Genomic DNA, 22,056 nt, shown 5'->3' on the forward strand with positions numbered 1-22,056 from the left:
ACTGGACGGGTGACTCTCCCAGCGACTCCTGCCCAGACTCCTTCTGCTCCCGCGGACGGATCCTGGAAACCCGTGCTGATCCGCGCCACGGTTGCACTGTTGTTCGGTGCGGTCACCATCTTCTGGGCTTCGCCGTCCGTGCACGTCTTGGCGTGGGCTGTGGGGCTGTATTTGCTCGCGACTGCAGGTGCGGTGTGGATGTCCAGGGCTTTGCCTGTTGCCGTTCCGGTGGTTGTTGCACTCGGAGGCATCGGTGCCTTGGTCACCCAGTCTGACGAGGGTGTTGCCCTCTCGGCCATGTTCGCGCTGCTGGTGCTGGGCCTCCTTGAGTTCGTCCATGGTCTCCGGAAACGGGACGTGTTGGCGCGTGATTGGCTCATTTCGGGCGTTATCGCTGTGGGTACTGCCGTGATGCTGCCGTTCTTCACTTCCTTGGGCGCACATGCGCTGCTGGGCGTGGCTGGTGGTGGGGCCATCATTTGCGGTGTGCTGTGGATCCTCTCCGGTTTGACGCTGCGGCACGATGCCAAGACCGGGGTCGGCGGCCCTTCCCGAACCGCTGCGCCCGGCGCTTCGCCCGAGGCCGTAAACTAGTAGCTGGACGTTCTACTCTTTGTAGAACTTTTGCTTACCGGCGGAAACGAACCGCCATCATTGGAGGAATGACCGTGGCAGACCAGACACCAGGAGAACCGCGCAAGATGCGGACCTCGGTCAAGGGACCCCTCATGTTCTCCGCGTTCTTTGCAGTACTGGCCTTCGTTGCCGTGCTCATTTTCGCCTCCGGCGGCAGCGCTCGCGCGCCACGTTTCGACCTCGCCTTCACGGGCGCCGGCATCGCATTCATCGTGAGCCTCGTTGTGGCGGCCATGCTGTCCATGAGCCACAAGGAGAACGCCGACCACCTCGGCAAAGGCTCCGGCGTCAACCTCAGTTCCAAGCGGCCCGGCCACGGCCGCCCGGGGGCTCCGGATTCCGAGACTGAAACGCCCGACGCCGGCCACTAACGTTCCAAGGTTCGACGCTCCACTTCCGCGGGGCTGCTCTTGGGCGGACGGATGCCGACTAGTGCCTGGTGTTTCGACGTGAGCGTACGAACAGGAGTGCGGCGCCGATGACCAGAAGTGCTCCGGCTGCGTAGAGCAGGCCGGTTCCGACGCCACCGGTCAGGGGCAGTTCGAAGCCGCCGTTGGACGGGATGTTCTTGACGCTCAGGTCAATGCCAACCGTGGTGGATGCTGAGTTGATCAGGAAGGAGATCGGCTCGGCGAGCAGTTCGTATCCGGCCGGAGCGGTGGTCTCCACCAGGTAGTAGGTGCGGTATTCAGGGTCGCCCGGTGCAACGGCGGCGCCGTCGGCCCAGTCCGAGTAACGCAGACCGGAAATGGTCAAGGTTCCGTCGGCAGCAACGGTGAAGACGCTCTGGCCGCTCAGGACGATCGGGTTTGTGCCGGCCAGTGCGTCGGCTTCGGTGGCGAAGACGGAGAAGGAAGCACCGGCGAGGGCATCACCGTTCTCGTTGACCTTTTCCAGCGTCATTTCTCCCCACTTGGTGACAACCGGAGGAGTCACCACCGGGCCGCCGGGCTCGCCCGGGGTGATGGTGAAGCTGGGGAGGTTGGGGTAAACGAGTGCTTCGTTTTCGATTTCACCAATGGTGTTGACGTTGGTGTTCACGACGACCTGAACACGGGTGGTGTTGCTTGTGGCAAGAACAGCACGGCCGGCCTCGGTGAAGACCACGGAGACAGTGTTCGTTGCTGCATCGAAGACCACGTCGTAGTGCGTGCCTTCGGTGATGGTGGTGCCGTTCAGCAGTGTGGCGGTTGCGCCAACGTAGGTCAGCTTCGGATCGAGGACGTCGACGATCTTGTAACCATCGATGACGGTCTCGTTGGGGATGTCACCGGTGATGGTGAAGTCGATCTGGTCGCCGAGCTTCACATCGGGGGCGTCCGTGACGGTCTTTTCCACCCCGGTGACGGAGTTCTTCGGGTAAACGTGGACGTCGTAGATCCAGTTGTCGTTGTTTTCCGGGTCGGTCAACGGCACGGAAATCAGGAACGGGGCCGAGGGGGTCACGCCGGCGGGGTAGTTGGTCTCGGTCACGAGATACAGGCCGACAGGAAGGTTGTTGAAGGCTGCGATGCCGTCAGCAGCGGTGGTCTGTGCCTGCCCTGCTGCCAAGGTGTACCCGGCGCCGGTAATGGAACCGGATGGGTCCGAGGGAGCGAAGACGCTGCTCAGGTTATGTGCTGCGTCCCAACCGGCGTTGGTGGACAGGTCGATGGTGTTGACCTGCTGGATGGTGAACTCGACACCGGCCAGAGGCGTGAAGCCCGAGGTGTCAGGTACCGGTTGAGCGAAGTTGCTGCCGCCACCGTTGCCGCCGCTGCCGTTGTTGCCGCCACCACCACCCGCGTCCGGCTTCTCGAATTTGTGGATGGTGATGGAACCGGTCTGGTCGCCGTCAACCACCGGTGCGGCCGATGCCGGGGCAGCGGAGAAGGACATTGCCAACACCGCTCCGGCGACGATTGTGGCGGCGGTACGTGTGCGCTCGAACTGTTTCCGCATGAAGTTCCTATCCCTGACGCGTTGGCAGGGCAGCCCTAGCCGAGGGCTGCCCCAATTACCTTGCTCAGGAATAGGTGGATCCAGGGCGGGAATCGTGACGCAAAACTCATCGTGAATTTAATCACGCTCGCATTTAGGCGCGGAGAGGCCCTATCCACCATCACCAACTTCATATCGGGCGTCTATCACTCACCCTCGGCGGCCTTCCTAGCGCGATATGCAGCGACGTGGGCGCGGTTAGCGCAGTTCCCTGTATCGCAGTAGAGCTTGGAGCGGTTGCGGCTGAGGTCCAGCACGACGGCGTCGCAGTCGTCCGCCGCGCACACGCGCATGCGGTCCATTTCCTTGCTTCGGATGACGTCGATGATGGCCATTGCGGCTTCGGTTCCCATTCGGACTGCTAGTGGTGCTTCCGGGGTGGTGGCGTGCAGGTGCCAGTCCCAGTGGTCATGTTTCACGAGCTGCGGGAGTGCCTTGGCGTCGGCGAGCAGCTTGTTAACGGACTTCGCTGCCGTGTCCTCGTCGGCGCTCCAGAGTGCCGCCAGTTCACTGCGGAGGCGCTTGATGCTGCTTAGTTCCGCAGGAGTGTTCACCCTTGATCCGGTGAACTCTTCAGCCTCCAGGAAGGAATCGAGGTCTTCCATTGTGACCAGCGATTCCGCGCCGTTGGCGGCCGTATTGATCAGGTTGACGACGCTACGAAGGGCAACCTCGGTGTCAGGCGCAAAAAGCACTTTGACTCCTTACATGTTTCGGGAGTACTGTCATGACCATAAGCCCACTTTACTCCTGACAGGAGGCTGCTGTGTCAGCTCCAACGACGAAGGCTGATGCAAAGAGTTTCCTGGCATCAGGACTCGGCATCGCACTCTTTTCTTCCGCTGTTTTCGGCACGTCCGGCTCGTTTGCCAAGTCGATGCTTGAAACCGGCTGGTCACCCGGCGCCGCGGTTGCTGTGCGCCTCACTGGCGCCGCACTGATCCTGGTGATTCCCGCCGTCGTGGTTCTCCGCGGCCGGTGGCACCAACTCAAGGACAACTGGCTGACTATCCTGCTGTTCGGGCTCATCGGAGTGGCGGGCTGCCAGCTCTTCTACTTCAATGCCGTAGCCCGATTGTCCGTGGGCGTAGCACTACTGCTTGAGTATCTGGCCCCGGTGATGATTGTCCTATGGCTCTGGATCGCCAGCCGACGGCGGCCCCGCGCGCTCACCGCTTCCGGCGCCCTGTTATCCCTGGGCGGACTGGTCCTGGTGCTTGATCTGACGGGTGCCGTGAAGGTCGACTTTGTTGGGGTCCTTTGGGGTATGGCCGCCGCCGTGTGTCTGGTGATCTACTTCTTCATCACTGCCAAGGAGAACGACAGCCTCCCTCCGCTGGTGCTCGCTTCCGGGGGTCTCTTGGTGGGCGCCCTGGTCATGTGGCTCGTCGGGCTGCTGGGGCTGTTGCCCATGACCTTCAGCACCGCGGACACAACGCTGGGGCCATGGACTACTCCGTGGTGGGTCTCCGCCGTCGGCCTCATCATCCTGGCCACGGTGCTCGCGTACGTTTCCGGCATCATGGCTGCCCGCAGCCTGGGTTCCAAGGTGGCGTCCTTCGTGTCCCTCACCGAAGTCCTGTTCGCCGTGATCTGGGCTTGGCTGCTCCTGGGTGAACTCCCCGGCCCCATTCAGTTGCTGGGCGGCCTCTTCATTGTGGGTGGTGTGGTCCTGGTCCGGGTCGATGAGCTGCGTGGAGATCGCAGGGCGGCCAATACTGCCCAGGAAGCGGCACGCGTTCTGGATCACCCGAACGACGTGGAACCCGTCCCTTCCGGTCATGTCACCAAGGTGCCCCGCGACTAAGGTGCCTTAGACAGCGAAAGCCCCGGACGCTGATGCGTCCGGGGCTTTCCCAACTGTCTTAGTTGGAAGCCTGCTGCTGCTGCTCAGCGTTCTTCTGAGCGCGGTCGCCGGCTTCGCGAAGAGCGTCGGCAACCTTCTTCAGGTTGGAAGCGTGCTGGCTGTCCCACTCGCCGCGGAACTTGTCAGCGTCCGGGCCCTTCCAGTCGGTGCCGTCAAGTGCGCCCTTGAGCTGTGAACGCTGCTGCTCGATGTTCTCAGCACCGGCCTTCAGCTTGTTACCGAGCTGACGAAGCTGATCAACATCTGCACCCCAAATAGCCATGAGATTCTCCTTCATTTTTTCGGACCCGAGCTCTTCGGCATCCCCAGCGGCCTCCGGCTCATCCGGAAGATCCAATAGCTAAAACCTATCCCGGGAATCCAAAAACCGTCGATGGGCACCCCTCCCCATGTAGCACTGCCCATAGTTAGCATGGGGTTATGTGCCGCAATATCAGGACCCTGCATAACTTCGAACCGCACGCTACGAGCGCCGAAGTGGAGGCCGCTGCCCTGCAATACGTGCGCAAAATCAGCGGATCCACCAAGCCCTCCAAAGCCAATGAGGAAGCTTTCGCGGAGGCCGTCCACGAGATCGCGCATATTACGCAGCATCTCTTGGACTCCTTGGTGAGCCACGGCCCGGCGAAGAACCGTGACGAGGAAGCCGCCAAAGCGAAGGCCCGGGCTGCGGTCCGTTTCGGAACCGCGTAGCCCAGGCCACAACTGCCGGTCGGTGGGGGTTTACTTACCGAACGAGCGCAGTCTCAGCGAGTTCGCAACAACCAGCACCGAACTGGCTGCCATTGCTGCGCCCGCGATCATCGGGTTCAGGAATCCAAGTGCTGCCACCGGGATACCAATCGCGTTGTAGAAGAACGCCCAGAACAGGTTGGTCTTGATGGTTGAAAGAGTCTTGCGGGACAGCTCGATTGCCTGCACCAGCTGACCCAGATCACTCCCCATCACGGTCAGGTCCGACGCTTCGATGGCAACGTCCGTCCCCGAGCCCATCGCGATACCGAGGTCCGATTGGGCCAGGGCTGCGGCGTCGTTGACGCCATCACCGGCCATGGCCACCGTGGCACCGGATGCCTGGAGTTTCCGGACCGCCTCAACTTTCCCCTCCGGCAGCACACCGGCGAACACGTCTTCCGGTGAAATCCCGACGGCGGCAGCCACTTGGGCGGCCACTGCAGCATTGTCTCCGGTCAGCAGGATGGGGCGAATTCCCATCTCCTTCAACTTCTGTATCGCCGCTGCGGATCCGGGCTTGACGGTGTCGCTCAGGCTGACGATTCCTGCGGCCTTGCCGTCCACTGCAACCCAAATGGCTGTGGCTCCGCCGTTTTCTTCTGCCGCCAAGGCTTCCCGTTGGTTCGAATCGAGAGGGACGCCGTTCTGCTCGAGCCAGCCCGAGCGTCCGACAACCACGGTCTTTGAGGCCCCGTCCATTACAACGGTTCCCCTCACGCCGCCACCGGGAGCGGAACTGAAGCCGTCAACAGCAGGCAAGGTGCCGGCGTCGGGCATGGCGTCCTTTGCCGAGGCGGCAATCGCATGGGCAATCGGATGCTCAGAGGCCGCTTCAACAGCTCCGGCCAGGGTCAGGACGGTGGCCGGGGCGTAGCCGTTGAGGGCCACAGTGTGGTCCACTGCGAGCTTGCCGCTGGTCACAGTACCCGTCTTGTCCAGCAGGATGGTGTCCACATGGCGAGTGTCCTCAAGGACCTGTGGGCCCTTGATGAGGATGCCCAGTTGAGCTCCGCGGCCAGTCCCAGTCAGCAGCCCGACGGGAGTTGCCAAGCCCAAAGCGCAGGGACAGGCGATCACCAGAACGGCAACAGCTGCCGTGAAGGCCGCGTTGAGGTCACCCGAGAAGAACAGCCAAAGGATAAACGTGACCAGGGCAATGACCAGCACGATCGGGACGAAGACGGAACTGATCCTGTCCGCGAGCCGCGCAATGGGTGCTTTGCCCGTCTGGGCCTGGCTGACCAAACGCCCCATCTGAGCGAGCGTCGTGTCCGAGCCCACGCGGGTGGCCCGGACCAGCAAGCGACCAGAGGTGTTGATCGTAGCGCCCGTCACCAGGCTGCCCGGTCCAACCTCCACCGGCACCGATTCACCCGTGACCAGTGAGGCGTCGACGGCGGATGCGCCGTCCGTCACCACGCCGTCGGTGGCAATCTTCTCGCCGGGGCGGACAACAATGACGTCATCTACGAGGAGTTGATCGGCAGGAATCTTCTGCTCCATGCCCTCCACGAGGATCGTTGCATCCTTGGCACCCAGGTTTAGCAATGCCTTGAGCGCGTTGCCGGCTTTGGCCTTGGCGTTCGCTTCAAGGTATCGGCCCAGAAGCAGGAACGTTGTGACCACCGCGGCAACCTCGAAGTACAGGCCGCCACCGGACATGTTTTCCATGCCGGGGTGTTCAGTCATGCGGGGATCCGCAAAAAGTTGCCACGCCGAGTAGAGGTAAGCAGCGATGACGCCGATCGAAACTAGCGTGTCCATGGTGGAGGCGAAGTGCCGGGCATTGATAGCGGCTGCCCTGTGGAACGGCCAGGCCGCCCAGCTCACCACCGGCAGGGCCATCGCGCCCACAACCCATCCCCAGTTGGCGAACTGCAGGGCGGGGATCATCGAAATTGCGAACACCGGAACGGTTAGCAGTGCAGCGACGATCAGGCGTGGGCGCAGGGTTGAGGCTGCCGGGCCGTGAGCCATATGGTCTTCGTGCGTACCGTGGTCCGTGTGGTCGGCTTCCGCGGCGCCACTGGCACCATGCTCTGCATGCTCGGTCGTGCCTCCCTTAGACGCATGCTGCCGCATGCCACCGGCGGCGCCGCTTGGTGTGGCTTGTTTGGTGGGAGTGTGTCCGGGACGGGTGTTTTGGGATGGGGCTTGGCGGACTGTGGCTTTGTAACCCGTGGCGTTGACGGTGTCCACAATCTGCTGATCTGTCACGGTTGCCGGGACTGTGACGTGGGCTGATTCGAGGGGGAGGTTGACGCTGGCCTCCACGCCCTCGAGCTTGCCCAGTTTTCGTTCCACTCGATTGACGCACGAGGCGCAGGTCATGCCCTCGATGTCCAGTTCGATGACCCTGTGTGCGGGTTGGTTGAAAGTCTCCTGGCTACTCAAGAGGACTCCTAAGCGTCGTTGGCTACCACCAGGTAGCCGGCTTCTGCCACGGCCTCGCCGATTTCAGACGGCGAGAGCTCCTTGGTTGATGTGATGGTCACGGTGGACAGTCCGCCGGGATTGAGATCTACGGCCACGTTTTCGACACCGCTGAGCGACTCAAGTTCTTCGCTCACGCTTGAGACGCAGTGGCCGCAGGTCATACCCGAAACGTTGACGTTGGTCTGGATGGTCTGGCTCATGGCGCTCTCCTTGGTGATGAGTTGAATGGTGTGTTGATTGTTGGCGGAATTACCGCAGCAGGCGCCCGATGGCATCGGTGGCCTCCTTTACCTTGGCGTCGATCTGTTCGGCGCGGGCTTCGGGGTTGGGCTCGGAGGCGGCACCCACGACGCAATGGCCGATGTGCTCCTCTAAGAGGCCCAGGCTGACCGCGTGGAGGGCCTTGGTGGCAGCTGCTACCTGGGTGAGGATGTCGATGCAGTATTTGTCGTCCTCCACCATCCGCGCGATACCGCGGACTTGCCCTTCAATCCGCTTCAAGCGTTTGAGGTACGCGTCCTTGTTGTTGGTGTACCCATGGGGTGCGGCGTTCTCCGGATCCACCTCGATGATGGGTGCATCCGGATTGCTCATGCTCAGGTCTGGCGTGCTCATAACTTGAAACTATACCCATAGGGGGTATTCGTCAAGTACCCCCGGGGGGTATCGGGAGTCGCCAGCTCGGTGCGAGCCCAAAAGCCTCGCGTAGCTGCAGGCGGTCTACGAGCGTGGAGTTCGCAGCGTTTCCCTTGTGTGCTATCTCCGAAGTGTTCTGGTCCAAGTCGGAGGATCGGAACTACGATGGGTTCCTGCTGAGCACTCCATCGTGGTGGGGCACTCGCTGGGTGGCTTCACCGCACCCTTGGTGTGCGACGAACTCCACTCCGACGGCCTGGTGTATCTCTCGGCCATGATTCCGATGCCGGGTGAGACCTTCGGTGACTGGTGGACCAACACAGGGCACGATCGGGAGACCATCCCCGATGACGTTTTTTCAATCTCGTGCCTGAAGAGCTGGCTCGCGTAGCCATGGAGAGGGAACGGGATCAGCAAGGCGCTTGGATGTCAGGGCCTTGGCCCGGCCGCCATCCGGACGCTGTTGCGGCGGTACTCAACGACTTTGCTGAACGGATCGCCGGGGAACGCTGAGGAACCTGCTAGGCAGGATCGATCTCGGTTCGCTTAGCCCGGACAATGTCTTTGGCGTCGGTGACATCCGACGGCTGGGGAGCAGGCACGAAGAATGCAAGCGGCGGTACGGCGGTACTGCAGTCCAGATCCGGAAGTGTAACGACGCTGCTGATCCGTTGTTGCCCTTCCGCGAGTTGTTCCATCCGGAACATCACGCCGGAGGCACTCAATTCATCAGGCACGTCACCAGTTTCGGATGCCCACGGCACCAAGCAACCGTGCACTTCGGCAGTGCCGGGGACCGGGCCCGGCTGGACCTTCATAGGGAGGAAAGGATCAGGTCCCGGGCGGATGTCGGGGCGACGTTTCTGGGCGACGTCGTTCAACGGAGGCCTGGAAATGCGAACTCGAAGTTTCAGGCCAGTGGTCTCCACCAACTCGGGCAGGGTGAAGTCCGTAATATTCTGCGCGACAGCCTGGGCCTCGAGTGACTTGCGGGCCGCCATGACCCACGGGTCAGCCTCTAGGGGCTCGCTCGGCGCAGATCCCTGCCATTCGACCGCGGGATAAGGGGGTGCAGGCTTCTTTTCTTCCGCGCACGCCGAAAGGCCGCCGGAGACGGTAACCAGCAACAGCGATGCAGCAACAGCCCTGAAATACCGCGGCCGGGATGTCCTTGCACCGCCCATGATCAACCACCTTTGTTTGCGTTTTTTCGCCTGTCGAATCTATCACGGGCTATTCCGTCTTACTTCTGACGGCGTTCGTACGAGATCGGCGAGGTGGCCGCCGTCGAGGGCAGCAGCCCCAGCGCATAGGCTTGGATCATGCTGAACCTGGTCCTTGGACTTCTCTTTGCGGGGCTCTTCCTTGCCTCGTTCCAGTCCGACCGGCGTCGGCTCCGGAACGGTGTGTTCCTGCTGGTGGCGGCATGGTTCCTCCTGCAGGCCCTTCTGGAGTTCCTCATAGACCTGAACCCATGGTTCGAATGGTTGAACCTGGTGGTCTTGGTAGTCCCCGTACTGAGCATTTTCGTGTTTGCCGGCTTCCTGATCGCCAACGGCATCACGATGGTCCGCAGGGAAGGCCCAGGCATCACCAGCTTCCTGCCGATCGCGGTGGGACTTGCAGTGTTCCTAGCCCCTGTAATCGCCTTCCTTTTTGTGCTGAGCGGGCAGCCGGTATTGGCCGGCGTCGCCGCTCTCGCGTTCTTCCTCTGCTCCTACCTCGGCTGCGCCTTCGTGGTGTTCCTGGGATACGCGATGGTGTATTCACGGATGGGTTTCAGCCCGAACCCGGCGGCCGTCGTCGTCCTCGGCTCCGGCCTGATTAACGGCAAGGTCCCGCCGTTGCTCGCCGCGCGCTTGAATAAAGCCCTGGAAATTTACGACGGCGGCACTCCGGCCAAGCCTGTCCTGGTACCTTCCGGGGGCCAGGGGGCGGACGAGCCGCGGCCGGAGTCCACCGCCATGAAGGAGTACTTGGTGGCAAAGGGTGCGGCAGCCACGGACGTGCTGGAAGAGGACCAAGCCACCACCACCCGCGAGAACCTTGCCTATTCCGTTGCCCTGTTGGCAGATAAGGGCATTCATGGGCCCTTGCTGGTGTGCACCAACAATTACCACGTACTGCGCACAGCACTTTTGACCCGTCGGCAACGGATCAACGCCGAGGTTGTGGGTGCTCCTACGGCCAGATACTTCGTGCCAAGTGCCTTCCTCCGGGAGTTCGTGGCCGTGATGAGGGACAACCGCCTGACCAACATCATTCTCTGCCTGCCGATGTTCGGGGTTGCCCTGCTCATCACGGTGGCACTGATGAACTCGCCGGTGGTGTGACTATTCCTAGGACTTGGGGAGTCCTGTGGTGAACGTGTGGCTCCACTCCGTGACGGATTCAATGGTGAAGACGTATCCCGGCTCGGGTTCCGCTGTGACGCTCACAGTGCCGGCGGGCTTCCTGTAGCTCCCGGCTGCAACTTCCTTGCCGCCGATCAGGTACGACACACCCGCGACGGCGGGGATGGTGTAGGCATCCTGCCCATGACCCGGCCGGTCCGTGAAGATGACCGCCGCCGGCGTCGCCGTTTCGTAGCTCAGACCGAAGCCCAGCGGCAAAAGGAAGCCGTCGCCGTCGGCTTCGGGAATGTTCACTGGCAGCTTGCCGCTCGGGTTGATCGCGCCCGAAATGGCGCGGACTGCACCGTGAAAGTTGACCTCCTTAACCCCATAACTGTTGAGTACGGCGTCGGCACCGGGGAAGACACTGATGTCGTAGGGATTTCGTGTGGCCACAACGACTACGGGAGTTCCTGTGGCTGCCAGTTCCGCCACCATCTGTTGCTGTGCAGCATTGCTGGTTGCGTTGTACGAAGCGAAGACGACGGCGTCGACGTTGCCGGCGGCGGCTACCGCACGCGCGCGGTAGGCGGCGGACGGCGAAGCGCCATCCTCGTAGTCTTCCGTCACCGCGAATTCCTGATCCTTAAGCATTGGACCCATGAGTTCCGGCCATGCTGAACCGGCGCCCACCATGAGCACGGAACTGCCCGAAGCGAGCGGCAAAACCTGGTCTTCATTGCGAAGGAGCGTGACTGCCCGCTCGGAGATCAGCTTGGCCGTGGCCAGGTTCTCCGCGCTTCCAACGATGCTGTCCACAGCGGCGGGGTCGGCCAGGGGTTGTTCGAAGACCCCGCGCTTGACCTTCCATTCAAGGATCCTTCGGACAGAATCGTCCAGGCGGGCCTCGGTGAGCTCGCCGGATTCGACGGCGGCGCGAACTCCGGCGAACGATGCATCCACATCCGGGGAGTTGAGGAGGATGTCAGAGCCGGCCTGGATCGCCTTCACTGCGATCTCTTCCTGCGTCCATTCGGCAGCCATTGCCGCCATATCCAGGGCATCGGTTGTCACCAAACCCTTGAAGCCCATCTCGTCCCGGAGCAAGCCCGTGAGTACCTTGTGGGACAGGGTGCCAGGCATCTCCGGATCAATAGCCTCCACAATGATGTGTGCCGTCATGACCATATCCACGCCGCCATCAATTGCGGCCTTGAACGGCTTCAAGTGCTGATTGAGGGTCTCGCGATCGTAGGTGACGGTGGGCAGTCCATAGTGCGAGTCAACAGAGGTGTCGCCGTGGCCGGGGAAGTGCTTGGCGGCTGCACCTACGTTGTGTGCTTGAATGCCTTCGATCTGGGCGACCCCGAGTGCACTGACCAGCGCAGGGTCCTCACCCATGGAGCGGATTCCAATGACGGGATTGTCAGGATTGGAGTTGAGATCCAGGACCGGTGCGAAGTCAACGTTGATACCCATGGCACGCATTTCGGAGCCCAGGATTTCACCTTGCGCCTTGGCGAGACTTACGTCTGCCGTGGCGCCGAGGGCCATGTTCCCTGGAAGCACCGTTGCGGGCGGCCCGATGCGGGCAACCAAACCACCTTCCTGGTCAATGGTGACTGCAAGTGGGATGCCGTTTCCGTCCTCCCGCATTGCCGATTGCTGCAGACCGTTGGAGAGGCCCGCAACCTGCTGGGGGGTGGTGGTGTTTCCGGACCATGCGAAGTAGAGGACGCCGCCAAGGTTGTACTTTTCCACCACCTCCGCTGGCGTGTTGACGCCATACCGCTCTTGATTCTTTGCTGCCATGGAGGCGTCGTCTGCCGATGAACCGTAGACGTGCGTCCAGGTCATCTGGCCGATCTTTTCGTCCAGCGTCATGGCGGCGATCATCGCCTCGATATCCGGCGAGGCGGAGGTCGTCGTCGTACTTGCCTTGGTGGGTGCGGCCGCAAGTGCAGTGCCCGCGCCAGCCAGCACCCCTGTGCCCGTCATTAACAGCGCGGTGGCCGCCGCCGTCATGAGTGAAGTTCGTTGTCTTTGCATGTGAATCCCAATCCCGTCGTCCATGTTGCGGTTGAGGTTTGTGTGTCTGTAGGACTAGCGCTTGCCGTTGTAGAGGAGGTACTCGCGGGTGTCGCGCACGAATTGGTCCAGTTCGGGCCGCCAGCTGTCCATGATCGTCTTGGCGTCAGCACCGGCGTCGAGCTGTTCAGCAAAGCGGGCCGAGCCGCTTAGCAGGCCCATCCATCGTCCGCCGTCGCCACGCCAACCGAAACCGGGATACAAGCGCTTGGCTTCCACCAACATGTGGGTTCCCACTTCCAGTGCTTCAACGCGGGTGGCGTCGGTGATGTGAACCTGCACGCCGCCACAGATGAGGCCCTGGTTCTTGGAAAGCGTTGGCTGGAAGTACGCCTCTCGGAAAGTGACACCCGCAAGGCCCTTGCTGTTCAGGGCCTCTGCCCAGCGGTAGTCCACGTAGGGTGCGCCGATGAGTTCGAACGGCCGGGTGGTTCCGCGCCCCTCTGACATATTGGTGGCCTCGAAAAGGGCTGTGCCAGGGTACAGGGTGGCAGTTTCGGGTGTTGGCATGTTAGGGCTCGGCAGGATCCACATCGCCCGGTTGTCCGGTCCCGTCATCTCGCGGCGCCAGCCCTGGACCTCCACCACCTGAAGGTCCTGGATGGGTGTGAGGCCGGCGGCCGGGAGGTGAACTGCGTTGAAGTATTTGGCGAGCTCGCCCACCGTCATCCCATGTTGGAGTGCGATGCCCAGTTGGCCAACACCGGACTCGAACCCCTTCTGCAGGACTGGTCCGCGGGCCTGGCCGCCGATGGGGTTCGGGCGGTCCAGGACAACAAAAGTCGCCCCTGTCTTCGACGCCGCCTGCATTGCACCCCACATGGTCCAGATGTAGGTGTAGAACCGTGCCCCAACGTCCTGTATATCGAAGCAGATGGTGTCCACTCCGGAAGCTTCGAAAAAGCGCACATAGTCGGCAACTGTGGCGCCGTAGGAGTCATAGACCGTGATGCCGGTCCGCGGGTCCACGGATGTTCCTTCGCTGGCACCATCCTGGGCGGTCCCCCTGAAGCCGTGCTCGGGTCCGAAGACCGCTCCGACCCCCACGCCTTTGGCCGCCATGTCATCCACGATGGTGCGGAAGTTCGCGAGGACGCCGGTGGGGTTGGTGATGACTCCCACCTTGCGGCCGGCGAAAATGTTCCAGTTGTTCGCAGCGGCTACATCGGCGCCACTGATTGTAGATCCCGGCTTTCCCGGATTCCCCGGGCGTGGCTGGTTCGGACTGGCGGTTGCGCTGGGAGCAAAGGGCGCGACGACGGCGGCAGCGGCCGCCAGCCCCGATGCATGGAGCAGTTTTCTACGGTCGAGTGCCATGAAGAAAGCCTTTCGAAGGAGAGCGAGGAGCATGACAAATTTTGTGATTTTCCTTACATTGACCGTATTCGTTCTCCGGAAGGGCGTCAATGACTTACCTTTTTTCTGACGCTTGTGTAACTTAATGACAAGGCCCGGGCAGGGCCTTGGGATTGCGACTCTGAATCGGTACCGTGGATCGGGTTTGGCCCTTCGGAAGGAAACCATGCTGGAAGCGCCGCGAGACGCGCAGTCGTCCCGCACTGTATTGGTGCGAATTCGCTCTGTCCTGCCAGCGTTGCGCCCATCGGAGCAGGTTGTGGCTGAGTTGGTCCTGTCGGATCCATCGCGGGCTGCCACCATGTCGATCGGCGACCTGGCTGAGGAATGCGGAACATCCACTACCTCGGTGGTCCGGTTCTACAAGAAGGTGGGCTACGGCGGCTACTCTGATCTTCGCCTGGACCTTGCACGTGAAACTGCTCGCGAGAGTGTGGCCCATGGCGTCCCGGCCGAGGTCTACGAGGACATCAACACCGCCGACTCGCTTCAGGACATCGTCTCCAAAATTGCATTCAACGAGACCATGTCCATCGCCGATACTGCCCAGGTGCTGGACGTCGAACAGCTGGCTCGGGCCATTGACGTGGTGTCCGGCTCCCGCAAGATCGACATCTTCGGAGTGGGAGCGGGAGGTTTGGTGGGCCAGGACCTGCAGCAAAAGCTGCACAGGATTGGCCTGGTCTCCTTCGTCTGGCCCGAGGTACATGCCGCCCTCACCTCAGCGGTACTGCTCGACGCCGAATGTGTCGCCATTGCCGTCTCGCACTCGGGAACCACCGAAGACACTGTCGATTACCTCAAGGCGGGCAAAGCAGCCGGCGCCGCCACCATCGCCATCACCAACCATGCCGACTCACCACTAGGCGGGGTCGCTGACATAGTGCTGACCACTGCAGCCCGCGAAAGCCCCTTCAGGCCCGGAGCCCTGGGCAGCCGGATAGCACAGATGATGGTTGTTGACTGCCTGTTCGTGGGCGTCGCCCAGCAGTCATATGAGGCTTCCATTGATGCGCTGCGTAAAACGCACGCAGCTGTCCAAAGCCGGAAGTTTCGCCGGGCCAACTGACAAGCGCACCTGCCTGCCCGGCACAGCCTGAGGCTACTGGACAGGTTCCGCCTGCTTGACCTCTCTTTTGACGTCACTTTGCCTCAGCATGGAGTCCGAATTGATCGCAAGAATCCCCGAAAGCAGGGCTGCCAGGAGGATGGAGCCAAAGGCCATGAATGACGAGACGCCCATAAGAAACGTGGCAACTGCAAGGCTGAGGGGACTGGATACAGTTTCAAGAAACTGGACCGCCGTCATGGTCTTGCCCAGGTCAGACGAGGGAATCTGTTGATGGATGAGGGACGTGCGTCCCACCGTCCATGCGATGCCGCCCGTACAGACGACGAAAAGGGCACATGCCACGGCAATCCACGACGGTATGAAGAAGAGCAAGGCCCCTGCTGCCATAAGCCATGAGGACCGTTGCATCAGAACGTTTGGGCGCCATTCGGAGAGCAAACCTGACAGAATCGAACCGCAGAAGAGGCCCGCAGCTGCCGCTGCACCGACGATTCCTACTTCCGTGGCGGAACCCTTGAGGCCAACGGAGGTCTGGAAGATCGCCAATGTGGACAAAGGGGCGGATAGGAAGCCGACGAGGACAACTGTCCCGGCAAAACGCCACCAACCATGGATTTGGGTAAGTCGCCGGTACCCGGCAGAAAGTTCCTTGAAGAAACCCGGCCGGTCCGGCAGGCTGCTCGGGCGCTCCGGCCAAGGCAGGAAATTCATGATCAAGGCAATGACCGTAAACGACACTGCATCAACAGCCAGCAACCACCACGGGCCCCAGACGGCGCTCAAAGCTCCACCAATTGCCGGACCCACGATGGAAGCTGAGGTCCATGCGGTGGAAACTGCGGCATTGAACTTCGCGGTGCCGTCACCGTACATCTTCGGGATGGCCACGAAGGTGGCTGTCCGGGCGAACATGTCTAGGCTGCCGCGTAGGAAGGCGCCTAGTACGAGGACCCAAAAGGGCGTGTGCCAAGGCCCTATCAGCAGCGCCATTGCAGCAACAACAAGTGCTTGACCCCAATAGCCGATGTGGGTCATGACGCGGGGGGACATACGATCCGCGAGTCCGCCGATGAGGACTCCGGGGAAAGCCTTGGGAAGTTGTGATGCCACGGCAACAATGGACATCTGGGCAAGGCTGCCGCTTGTCTGCAGAACTATGAGTGGCAGCGCGATGTTGTACGCACCCCCACCCAACGAATTCACCCACATTCCCGTGAGGTGCAAACGTCTCTGCCATGGCTTTGCCAATGACACTTCAGTTACCTCGGGGTGACTGGAGAATGGTGACAAGGTCGGGCTGCTTTTCCACTGATGTGAGAAGCCATTGCATTACGGGTGCCTGCCAAAAGCTGATATTCCACGTGCGGGCAATGACCATGTGAAAGATGGTGGTGCAGCAGGGAACTACCATCCGCCACTTGCCGGGAAGAATGAGGGCAAGGGGGAGTGCGACTAATTCAAGAAAGGGAATTGTGCGAGTTAGGGCACGAACCGGCATTCTATATCGCTCTTGGGCAAACGGGTGAGTATCCGAGGCCAACAGGTGCGAATGATAGATATGGTTGGCATCGCCGCGCCTGACCCAAGCGTCATAGCCGTGGAGGAGTTTGGACAAGCCGGCCTGCGTGTAGGGCAGGTATAGCGCAACCCGTGAGACCGAAAGCGGCAGGCTCGGGGACTGGCCACTGCCCGGCTTGGACATCTGACTGATGACGAGTACCGCTTCAATGAACGTGTCATACGGCCAGCGGCCCGGTAGGGATCGGGCATCCAAAGCTCGTGTTGCCAAGAAGACTCCCAGCGCTGCCCGCCGAATCCAAGAAGAGGACTTTGACCCGGGGTTTCCACAAACCTCGCCGGCAGCCGCGGCCGCCATCAGTAGTCCGGCGGCCGCGCGTCGGCTCTTCCAAGCGGCCCCTTCATCAGCCGTGCGGTCCACCGCTGACTCCTGTGAAGCAACTGCAGCTCGGTAGTCACGGGAAGCAGCCGGGCCGGGGCGGAGCGTCAGCGCAAGGGCGGCAACAGCCCACACTGCCGCATTGCGCACATGCTGGAGTTGGACTGGTTTACGGCGAAGTTGTCGGAACATACGTGTACACAATTTCCTTTTCCTCAGGCATTCCCCGAACAGTAGTTGCCACCAGGATGTCCATCCTCAAGGGATGGTCGGGCAGGTGAGCGGGGGTGCGAACCTCGTCAAACGGTCTCCAGGCGTTGCTTCGAAGCCTCTGGATGATTCTCTGGCAGAGGACATTCTTTGGTTGCTCGTCCTCACCCATGAAGATGCCGGCGAACACGGCTCCGGCCCGGAAGAACTGGGTTGGAAGGCAGTTTGCCGGGCCGCAAGCAACGGTTGTTCCACCAGGCATGTGAAATTCAACTGCGAATCTTGAGACGCGGTCCCGGAACTTCGCATTGAACATATTGTTTGACGCAATTGGCCAGAAGTTTCTGTTGGCCACCGTTGCGGCGATCGAGGCGACTACGTAGGCCCCCGCCAACGCAACGAGCGCCGTGGACTTGTTGCAGTCAGGCGCACGCAGCACAGCGGCCATTCCTGGCGAAATCTTCGAACTCCGATGCCAACTCCAGCGAGTCAAACACCAGCCTCCTGCCGTCAAGGTTGGTGGATCCGGTAAGCAGGTAGCGGAACACTTCCATTGCGGCAATGGACGCCACGATTGAGTTCAGCGGCCCAAAGCTTGGGGCCTGGTATGAGCTATTGAGATTGGTGGTGGAGAGCGATGCCTTTGATTTGGTCCTGCCGTCGTTGTCTGTCGCTGCGCATTCCAGGCAAGGGGTGACGCCTGGCCGTACTACCGGGCCTACCACTCCACGCGTATCTTGATACCCGGCGCAAGTGAAGGGTGTGCCGGTGGCGATGGACGCCTGGTTAGACCACTCGAGCACTTCCTGGGGCGTATCGGCCGAGACCACAACGAAGTCTGAGTCCTGAAAAACAGGCAAGAGATCGTTCGCTCCGGACATCATGGAGGCGACTTCCACCGTGTTGATGCCGGGGGCCCTGAGGTGAAGGTTTCTTGCAGCGGCTTGAATTTTGGGGGAACCGATATCTTGCGCAGTGAAGAGGTACTGCCGGGTCAGGTTGCTTTCTTCCACAGTGTCCCCGTCGACCAGGACAATGGTGCCCACACCGGCTGTTGCGAGTTGCATGGCTACGTTCGTTCCGATCCCTCCCACACCGATTAGCGTGACCTTTCGATTACGCAGCAGATCGCTGGCACCGGGGCCGGTGCTGTGTGCAAGTTCAAAGTACAGGTCATGGCGGCTGTACCGGCCGGAGAGGTCGAACCTGTACGGCACCAGAATCTCGGCGTCGATAAGTTCCTCGACGATCTCCCCGGAGCCTTCACCCAGCAGGAGTTCGGCCTTGCCGCCCAAAGCGTCGAGTGTCCGTGGCTGTGAAGCGAAGCTAAGTAGTTCTGCGAGCCCGTCCGGGGCATCCTCGATTTCGATTGCGTTGGGCGGGGCCAATCCGATCTGCACGGCCGTTTCCGTGGTGATGACGGGTAGCGACTGCTTGAGGGAGTAGGTTATGACTGCCAATTCTTGCCTCCAATGATGAGTGGGGGCCACGCGTTGCGCGGCCCCCACTTTTTATTCTTGGTTTAGTTGAACACGAAGTTCAGCTTGGAACGGCGCTTGGCCAGTCGCTTGAGCTTAAGCACTTGAATCACTCCTTTGTGTTTATAAACTTGTTGGACGGAATGAATCTACGACAGTTGTCATAGATATGACAAGCCTGTCGATTACTTTTTTGCGTGCCGCTTCGGTTGATCTCCGTCAGGGCGTGTGGGGTATAGAGTCGAGGTCATGTTTGAACTTGTCCCGCCGAATGTTGCCTTCCACCAGTCATTCCTTGAGTCTCACCGCGAGTGGGGCGGCGTCCATCAGGATGGCGCCGCCGTCTTCCTGGCGGACGATGTCACCAGCGCGGAGGGGTTCGCAGCTTGGGTTGGTAAGTTGTTGGACGCTGAAAGCACACCTGAGGAGAACGGCATTGTTCCATGCACTTATCTCTGGATCACGGAGGGTCCACGCTACGTAGGGGCGATTGCGTTCCGGCACCATCTGACGCCGGCTCTCCTGAACTCGGGTGGGCATATCGGCTATGGGATTCGCCCCTCGGATCGCAGGAGGGGGGTGGCGTCCTGGGCCTTGCAGGAACTGCTGGCTCGTTTGGCTGCGAAGGGGGAGTTGGGTGGGGTTCGGTCGGATCGAGTTCTGCTGACCTGTGATGACGACAATTCGGCGTCGATTAGAACCATCGAGCGCTGCGGGGGGCGGCTCGAAGATGCGCGGACGGGTGAAGACGGTCGGCTTTTCCGCCGGTACTGGATCGACCTGGAAACACCTGCAGCACCATAGATTTGTCACCCTGGGGTTGACGCGCTGACTGCCGGAGATGCACCATGGCTTCATGAGCAGTCAACCCAGGGGTGACATTCCTGCATCCAGCCTTGCGGATTCACAGTGGCAGCAGGTCCTCACCCATCGTCCCTTGGATGACGGCTCACGGGAAGCCGCAGCCACAAGGTTCGCTGAACGAGGCATCACCCCGGAACAGCTCAAGGCTGTCCTCGACGATGGTGGGGACGCCCTCTATGCGGCGGCCGCCGGGGGCAAGCCCGGCTGGACAGATCCATTCGGTGGTCCCCTTGCCGTTGCTCTCCTCTCAGCCGAAGTGAGCATCTTCGCGGCGCATTTGAACTCGAGGGCGTCCGGAGTCAGATCGGCAGCGGTTGCCGAACTGCTGGACGAATACAGCGCGGTAACCGTAGCCGCTGAGCTCGGCGTGGCGCGCCAGAAGGTATACGAAATCGCAAGAGCGGGTTTGCGCCCGCCCTATATCGAGCAGGTCCCTTGGAGGACGTCGTGAATCCCATCGAAGAAAAGGTCCAATTGCCGGACCCGGAAACCCAGTTCCTTGTCCATCCTGTTGACCTCCCCGGAGCCCGCAAGGAATTCCTGATGGGCTGGTGGTTGGGAATCGTTGCCACCCCTCAGGTCTACACGGCGTTTTTGGCGTTCTTTTGGGCGGTCAGCAACAACTACGTCACGCCCGTCCTGGTTCCGCTGGTCTTGGTGGTAGTTGCGGGATGGATCAGCTCCAAGCTCACCCGAGGGGCATGGGACTATATCCCACGGAAACGCCACGACAAGGAGCGGCGGATGACCGGGATGACCATAGCAGCATCACTCATCACCTCCCTTGCTCTTTTTGCCGGTCTGCTTGTTTTTATGGCGTGGGCCGTAAGCCAGCAGATGGTGCCGGGATTCAGCGCCTACCCCCTGGGGATGGGTACGGCCATTGTGCTGATCATGGCAGGAGAATTGGTGGTCAAATTGGTGCGGCGCCGCTCAGCTGAACTGGCTTCCGACGCCATCAGCCTGGCTGTCGTGGCAGGTGCTGTTGGGATTGGGTTCGGGGTACTCCCCGCGGGTCGCGAAGTCGCACCCGTGGACCTGCTGCCCGGCGCCGCGATCCTTGTGGGCGTCTGGTTGACTTGGCTGCTCTTCACACAGACAGAGGCCCGCCGCAACCACGGCTGACCGTCGGCTCTCGCGGGAAAGCCAGGGGAAGTTGGTTACATTTTCCTGTCTGCCGGACATTAACAGGGTATGAGGGTGCAGACGGAGCAGGGGGATCGCGTGGAATTGGGCAGAAAGAAGCAATTCCTGGCTGCACATGCCGCGTGCCATGACAACGTTTATCGCTATTTCCGGCGTCGAACGGAGGGTGCGTCCACGGCAGAGGATCTCACTGCCGACGTCTTCCGGATCGCCTGGGAAAAAACCCGACAGGACCAGGAACTCTCTGTTCTTGTGGTGTTTGGCATTGCCCGCAATGTCCTCCGAAACCACTATCGTGCAAGCCTTCGCTCCATGAACCTCACGCAGCAACTGGAGCGGCAGAGAGCGCAGGAGCTGGGTTCCGACGACGGTACAGTGGCTGACGCGCTGGACCGGCTCAAGCCCGAGGAGCGCGAGGTTCTTCTTTTGACCTACTGGGACGGATTCACTTCGGCCGAGGTCGCCGACCTGCTTAATGTCACCGCCACCGCCGTCAGGATGCGATTGCACCGAGCGCGGAGACAACTCAGCTATCTGCTTCGGGCGGGCCACACCACAGAGGACGTGCAGCGATGAAGAGGAAAGAAGCGACCCGCATGGAACGCCTGATTGCGGCAGACCCTGCCTTGGCTGTCACGGAAGAAGAACTTGCCGGTAGCCGTGGGAAAAGCCTGGCTGCTATGGACACTGACGCCGAGCACATCACCGTGGGTGGGTCCGTTACGGATTTCCATCAACAGCCTGCCAAACGCCGTGTGCGGTTCATGGCAGGATTCGTATTGGCGGCGGCAGCTGCAGCTGTAGTGGCCGGGGTAGCGGTGACGACCGCCATTTCGGCTCGGCCGCCGGAGCAAGCTGCGCCGGCGGTAACCCAGGTGGATCCTACGCCGGAAACAGATTCCTCGAGCGGGCTACCGTTGCCCGAAATTACGGGGATTCAGATGCCGACGTTCGACGCCGAGATCATCACCGGCGGCAACGGCAACAAGGCCGCTGTTTCCATAGGCAGAGAGTCGGACTTTCACATGGACGCCCTGAACATGGGGAAACTAGGCCTAAACACCGGGGGGTGTTTTTCCGACGTCGCCACTGAGGGCAGTGCGGGTGGACTCATTTTCCCCTTCGGGACAAGAATCACAGAGACGGGAGTGGTCTTTCCCGATGGCAAATCCTTGAATATCGGGGATGAGTTCGCGTTCGGAGGAGGACTCTCACCCGAGCGTGAACCGGGGGAATGCTCCCCAACGGGAGCGGCTTTCCTGGTTCAAAGCTGGGACGCGCTGCCCTGACCTTCTCCTGCCCGCACCCGAAAAACCTCGACG

The 22,056-nt window shown here is 61.2% G+C and carries 24 protein-coding genes; 12 read left to right on the forward strand and 12 right to left on the reverse strand.

From position 1 onward, the window contains the following. The first annotated feature begins 9 nt into the window (after positions 1–9). Both RIF72_RS07300 and RIF72_RS07305 read left to right on the forward strand, forming a co-directional pair. Positions 10–594 (forward strand): hypothetical protein, encoded by a 585-nt coding sequence (locus RIF72_RS07300; RefSeq protein WP_309074173.1) that lies wholly within the window; start codon positions 10–12, stop codon positions 592–594. Between the two features lie 68 nt (positions 595–662). Continuing rightward, positions 663–1,007, forward strand: a complete 345-nt coding sequence (locus tag RIF72_RS07305; protein ID WP_309074174.1) for a hypothetical protein — start codon at positions 663–665, stop codon at positions 1,005–1,007. Positions 1,008–1,065: 58 nt separating this feature from the next. Here the strand turns inward: RIF72_RS07305 and RIF72_RS07310 are convergent, their stop codons facing one another. Both RIF72_RS07310 and RIF72_RS07315 read right to left on the reverse strand, forming a co-directional pair. Then, entirely contained in the window at positions 1,066–2,577 is a 1,512-nt protein-coding gene (locus RIF72_RS07310; protein WP_309074175.1) for a SpaH/EbpB family LPXTG-anchored major pilin, read from the reverse strand. Positions 2,578–2,762: 185 nt separating this feature from the next. Next, positions 2,763–3,311 carry a CGNR zinc finger domain-containing protein gene (locus tag RIF72_RS07315; RefSeq protein ID WP_091464089.1) on the reverse strand — a complete coding sequence of 183 codons (549 nt, stop codon included), beginning with the start codon at positions 3,309–3,311 and terminating at the stop codon, positions 2,763–2,765. A gap of 71 nt (positions 3,312–3,382) precedes the next feature. On the opposite strand from RIF72_RS07315, the gene RIF72_RS07320 reads away from it, so the two are divergent. Then, positions 3,383–4,423 carry an EamA family transporter gene (locus RIF72_RS07320; RefSeq protein WP_309074176.1) on the forward strand — a complete coding sequence of 347 codons (1,041 nt, stop codon included), beginning with the start codon at positions 3,383–3,385 and terminating at the stop codon, positions 4,421–4,423. A gap of 58 nt (positions 4,424–4,481) precedes the next feature. Here RIF72_RS07320 and RIF72_RS07325 read toward each other — a convergent pair whose 3' ends face one another. Beyond that, a complete protein-coding gene (locus RIF72_RS07325) occupies positions 4,482–4,745 on the reverse strand; it encodes a WXG100 family type VII secretion target (protein WP_011776688.1) in 264 nt (87 codons plus the stop codon). 158 nt (positions 4,746–4,903) lie between these two features. Here RIF72_RS07325 and RIF72_RS07330 point away from each other — a divergent pair, with 158 nt between their 5' ends. Continuing rightward, the gene (locus tag RIF72_RS07330) at positions 4,904–5,176 is read left to right on the forward strand and encodes a DUF2277 domain-containing protein (protein WP_011776687.1); all 273 of its coding nucleotides are present in this window, start codon (positions 4,904–4,906) and stop codon (positions 5,174–5,176) included. Positions 5,177–5,206: 30 nt separating this feature from the next. Here RIF72_RS07330 and RIF72_RS07335 read toward each other — a convergent pair whose 3' ends face one another. Genes RIF72_RS07335 through RIF72_RS07345 form a run of 3 tightly spaced genes read right to left on the reverse strand, consistent with a single transcriptional unit; the run spans position 5,207 to position 8,269 of the window. After that, positions 5,207–7,612: a heavy metal translocating P-type ATPase gene (locus RIF72_RS07335; RefSeq protein WP_309074177.1), complete on the reverse strand. Its 2,406-nt coding sequence runs from the start codon at positions 7,610–7,612 to the stop codon at positions 5,207–5,209. 8 nt (positions 7,613–7,620) lie between these two features. Further along, on the reverse strand, positions 7,621–7,854 hold the full coding sequence (locus RIF72_RS07340) for a heavy-metal-associated domain-containing protein (RefSeq protein ID WP_309074178.1): 234 nt from the start codon (positions 7,852–7,854) through the stop codon (positions 7,621–7,623). Positions 7,855–7,903: 49 nt separating this feature from the next. Next, complete coding sequence (locus RIF72_RS07345) at positions 7,904–8,269, reverse strand: metal-sensitive transcriptional regulator (protein WP_309074179.1); 366 nt, start codon at positions 8,267–8,269, stop codon at positions 7,904–7,906. A 136-nt stretch (positions 8,270–8,405) separates the two neighbouring features. Between RIF72_RS07345 and RIF72_RS07350 the strand changes: the two genes are divergently transcribed. Further along, positions 8,406–8,681, forward strand: a complete 276-nt coding sequence (locus tag RIF72_RS07350; protein ID WP_309074180.1) for a hypothetical protein — start codon at positions 8,406–8,408, stop codon at positions 8,679–8,681. 130 nt (positions 8,682–8,811) lie between these two features. Here the strand turns inward: RIF72_RS07350 and RIF72_RS07355 are convergent, their stop codons facing one another. Next, entirely contained in the window at positions 8,812–9,474 is a 663-nt protein-coding gene (locus tag RIF72_RS07355; protein ID WP_309074181.1) for a hypothetical protein, read from the reverse strand. Positions 9,475–9,612: 138 nt separating this feature from the next. Here RIF72_RS07355 and RIF72_RS07360 point away from each other — a divergent pair, with 138 nt between their 5' ends. Continuing rightward, on the forward strand, positions 9,613–10,623 hold the full coding sequence (locus tag RIF72_RS07360; RefSeq protein WP_309074182.1) for a YdcF family protein: 1,011 nt from the start codon (positions 9,613–9,615) through the stop codon (positions 10,621–10,623). Between the two features lie 6 nt (positions 10,624–10,629). On the opposite strand, the gene RIF72_RS07365 is transcribed toward RIF72_RS07360, so the two are convergent. Together RIF72_RS07365 and RIF72_RS07370 are read right to left on the reverse strand one after the other, a co-directional pair. Beyond that, positions 10,630–12,672 carry a glycoside hydrolase family 3 protein gene (locus RIF72_RS07365; RefSeq protein ID WP_309074183.1) on the reverse strand — a complete coding sequence of 681 codons (2,043 nt, stop codon included), beginning with the start codon at positions 12,670–12,672 and terminating at the stop codon, positions 10,630–10,632. A 54-nt stretch (positions 12,673–12,726) separates the two neighbouring features. Further along, a complete protein-coding gene (locus tag RIF72_RS07370) occupies positions 12,727–14,028 on the reverse strand; it encodes a DUF1343 domain-containing protein (protein WP_309074184.1) in 1,302 nt (433 codons plus the stop codon). A gap of 205 nt (positions 14,029–14,233) precedes the next feature. Between RIF72_RS07370 and RIF72_RS07375 the strand changes: the two genes are divergently transcribed. Beyond that, on the forward strand, positions 14,234–15,136 hold the full coding sequence (locus RIF72_RS07375; RefSeq protein ID WP_309074185.1) for a MurR/RpiR family transcriptional regulator: 903 nt from the start codon (positions 14,234–14,236) through the stop codon (positions 15,134–15,136). A gap of 33 nt (positions 15,137–15,169) precedes the next feature. Here RIF72_RS07375 and RIF72_RS07380 read toward each other — a convergent pair whose 3' ends face one another. The 3 genes from RIF72_RS07380 to RIF72_RS07390 all read right to left on the reverse strand — a co-directional run bounded on the left by RIF72_RS07380 (position 15,170) and on the right by RIF72_RS07390 (position 18,706). Beyond that, positions 15,170–16,393 (reverse strand): MFS transporter, encoded by a 1,224-nt coding sequence (locus RIF72_RS07380; RefSeq protein ID WP_309074186.1) that lies wholly within the window; start codon positions 16,391–16,393, stop codon positions 15,170–15,172. Position 16,394: 1 nt separating this feature from the next. After that, complete coding sequence (locus RIF72_RS07385) at positions 16,395–17,228, reverse strand: hypothetical protein (RefSeq protein WP_309074187.1); 834 nt, start codon at positions 17,226–17,228, stop codon at positions 16,395–16,397. A 440-nt stretch (positions 17,229–17,668) separates the two neighbouring features. Beyond that, a complete protein-coding gene (locus tag RIF72_RS07390; RefSeq protein WP_309074188.1) occupies positions 17,669–18,706 on the reverse strand; it encodes a TOMM precursor leader peptide-binding protein in 1,038 nt (345 codons plus the stop codon). Between the two features lie 267 nt (positions 18,707–18,973). On the opposite strand from RIF72_RS07390, the gene RIF72_RS07395 reads away from it, so the two are divergent. The 5 genes from RIF72_RS07395 to RIF72_RS07415 all read left to right on the forward strand — a co-directional run bounded on the left by RIF72_RS07395 (position 18,974) and on the right by RIF72_RS07415 (position 22,023). After that, complete coding sequence (locus RIF72_RS07395) at positions 18,974–19,528, forward strand: GNAT family N-acetyltransferase (RefSeq protein WP_309074189.1); 555 nt, start codon at positions 18,974–18,976, stop codon at positions 19,526–19,528. Between the two features lie 52 nt (positions 19,529–19,580). Further along, positions 19,581–20,039: a hypothetical protein gene (locus tag RIF72_RS07400; RefSeq protein WP_309074190.1), complete on the forward strand. Its 459-nt coding sequence runs from the start codon at positions 19,581–19,583 to the stop codon at positions 20,037–20,039. Then, the gene (locus tag RIF72_RS07405; RefSeq protein WP_309074191.1) at positions 20,036–20,713 is read left to right on the forward strand and encodes a hypothetical protein; all 678 of its coding nucleotides are present in this window, start codon (positions 20,036–20,038) and stop codon (positions 20,711–20,713) included. Before RIF72_RS07400 ends, RIF72_RS07405 begins: the two co-directional genes overlap by 4 nt. A gap of 99 nt (positions 20,714–20,812) precedes the next feature. Next, a complete protein-coding gene (locus RIF72_RS07410) occupies positions 20,813–21,310 on the forward strand; it encodes a sigma-70 family RNA polymerase sigma factor (protein WP_309074192.1) in 498 nt (165 codons plus the stop codon). After that, positions 21,307–22,023, forward strand: a complete 717-nt coding sequence (locus RIF72_RS07415) for a hypothetical protein (RefSeq protein WP_309074193.1) — start codon at positions 21,307–21,309, stop codon at positions 22,021–22,023. Before RIF72_RS07410 ends, RIF72_RS07415 begins: the two co-directional genes overlap by 4 nt. The last annotated feature ends 33 nt before the right edge of the window (positions 22,024–22,056 follow it).

This window comes from Paenarthrobacter sp., assembly GCF_031180005.1.
Taxonomy (GTDB): Bacteria; Actinomycetota; Actinomycetes; order Actinomycetales; family Micrococcaceae; genus Arthrobacter.